The organism is Streptomyces pathocidini (genome assembly GCF_001418495.1).
GTDB lineage: Bacteria > Actinomycetota > Actinomycetes > Streptomycetales > Streptomycetaceae > Streptomyces > Streptomyces pathocidini.
Window position 1 is genome coordinate 1 of sequence record NZ_LIQY01000404.1, and the last position, 2,156, is coordinate 2,156.

The following is a 2,156-nucleotide window of genomic DNA, read 5'->3' on the forward strand; positions in this document are numbered from 1 at the left end:
CGCCCACCCGCCGCACCCGGCGACCGGCGCGGTCCTCCGGCCCGTACGGTCCGTCGACGGCCACGCCCTGCTGAAGGTGGCGGCGCCCCGCCACCAGGCCGAGCTGACCGGCCTCGACCTGCGCTGGGACCGGATCACCGTCCACGGGCGGCTGGTCGGCGGCCCACCCCCGCGGGTCCCGTACGCCGCCGAGGCCGTGCGCCGCCAGAAGGGCGCCTCCGGCCGTACGGTGGCCGCCGCCCCCGCATGGGACGGCGGAGCCTTCACCTTCGACCTGCCGCTGGCCGCCATGGCCGCGGGCGAGCGCGGCCAGCGCACCTGGGACGTCCAGCTGCGGTCGGGGCGCAGCCGGCTCAGAGTCGGCCGGCGGCTCACCGACATCCGCAGCCCCAAGCGGGTGTTCCGCACCCCCTACCGCGTCGTCGCCCTCGACGGCGGCGAACTGCTGCGCGTACACGCCCACTTCACCCCGGCCGGCGCACTCTCGGTGACCTGCGCCGCCGTCGCCGACACCGCACGCACCACCCCCGCCGCCGCGGCCGCCACGGCCGGCCGGACCGGAACCGACGAGGACGCATGAAGATCACCTACCTGCTCACCTGGGCCGACGAGATGGGCGGCACCGAGATGGCCGTCTACACCCAGGCCGCCCACCTCGCGCCGCGCCACGACGTCGAGGTGCTCAGCGTCTTCAAGACCCGGGCCGAGCCCTTCTTCGACGCCGCCCGGAGCATCAAGCGGCGCTATCTGGTCGACCGCACCGGACCCCACGAGCGCCCGGTCCGCCCCAGCTCCCTCGACGAGGCCGCCTGCCGCACCCTCGCCGCGCTCCCCAGCGAGATCGTCGACCCGCGCTGGGAGTCCACCTTCGACCGGCTCTCGGACATCGAACTGACCGCCGCGCTCGGCTCGCTGGACTCCGACGTCCTGGTCACCACCACGCCCGCGCTGATGGTCGCGGCCGCCGAGCTGGCCCCCGCCCGCACCGTGACCGTCCACCAGGAGCACCGCATCTCGGAGCTGCGCGGCAGCAGCGGCGAGCCGCTGCTGGTCAACGCCCCGCGGATCGACGCCCTGGTCTCGCTGACCGAACGCACCAACGACTGGTTCGCGGACTCCCTCGGCGCCGCCGCGCCCGAACTGGCCGCGATACCCAACGCCGTACCCGAAGGTTTCCGGCCGCGCTCCGACGGCGGGAGCCGCACCATCGTCATGGCCGCCCGGATGACCCCGGAGAAGCGGCTCGACCACGCCATCCACGCGTTCGGGCAGACCGCCGCCGACCACCCCGACTGGCGGCTGCGGATCTTCGGAGCCGGGCCGCAGGAGGCCGCGCTGCGCCGCCTCGTCGACGGGCTCGGCCTGCACGACCGGGTCGAACTCCCCGGCCCCTCCGCGCGGATGGAGGAGGAGTGGGCCAAGGCGAGCCTGTGCCTGCTGACCGCCCGCATCGAGGCCTTCGGGCTCACCCTGCTGGAGGCCTTCGCGGCCGGCGTGCCCGTGGTGGCGTATGACGTCCCCACCGGCCCTGCCGAGATCGTCCGCCACGCCACCGACGGCCTGCTCGTCCCGGCCGGCGACATCGACTCGCTCGCCGTCGCCATGGACAAGCTGATGAGCGACGACGAGACCCGGCTGGCCTACGGCAGGGCCGCCCGGCAGGACGTCTACGAGCGCTTCGGGCAGCAGCGGATCGCCGCCCAGTGGGAGGAGCTGTTCTCCCGGCTGGTCGCCCGCCGCGACTCCCCCGAGCGACTGGCCGCGCGCGCCGACCGGACGGCGCTGCGCATCGCCGCGGGCGGCACCCGCAACTTCAACGCCGCCGCGCCCGCCACCTCACTGCCCAACTCCACCGCCGAGCAGAAGGCGCGGGAGGTGCTGCTCCAGGCCCAGGACCGCACGGGCACGCTGATCCGCTCGGCCGGCCGCCTGGCCGAGCTGCGCGACGACCTCACCGCCCACCGCATGGCCGACCTCAACCTGGAGATCACGGCCGGGGCGCTGGAGTCCGGCGGCGTCCCCTACCTCCTGCTCGGCGACACCGGCGTGGGCCACCGCATCGCCGTCCCCGTCGGCCACCGCGCCGCCGCGTGCGAGGCCCTGGCCTCCGCCCTCCACGGCGACCCGGTCTACGCCGAACTGATCCGCCCCCACAC

The 2,156-nt window shown here is 75.5% G+C and carries 1 protein-coding gene and 1 pseudogene; both read left to right on the plus strand.

The window, feature by feature from the left end:
- Nucleotides 1–580: pseudogene (locus AOK16_RS18795) on the plus strand (hypothetical protein); the annotation flags it as partial.
- Nucleotides 577–2,156, plus strand: a 1,580-nt coding sequence (locus tag AOK16_RS18800; protein ID WP_157859261.1) for a glycosyltransferase family 4 protein, incomplete at its 3' end; no start/stop codon positions are given. The pseudogene AOK16_RS18795 and the gene AOK16_RS18800, both read left to right, overlap by 4 nt.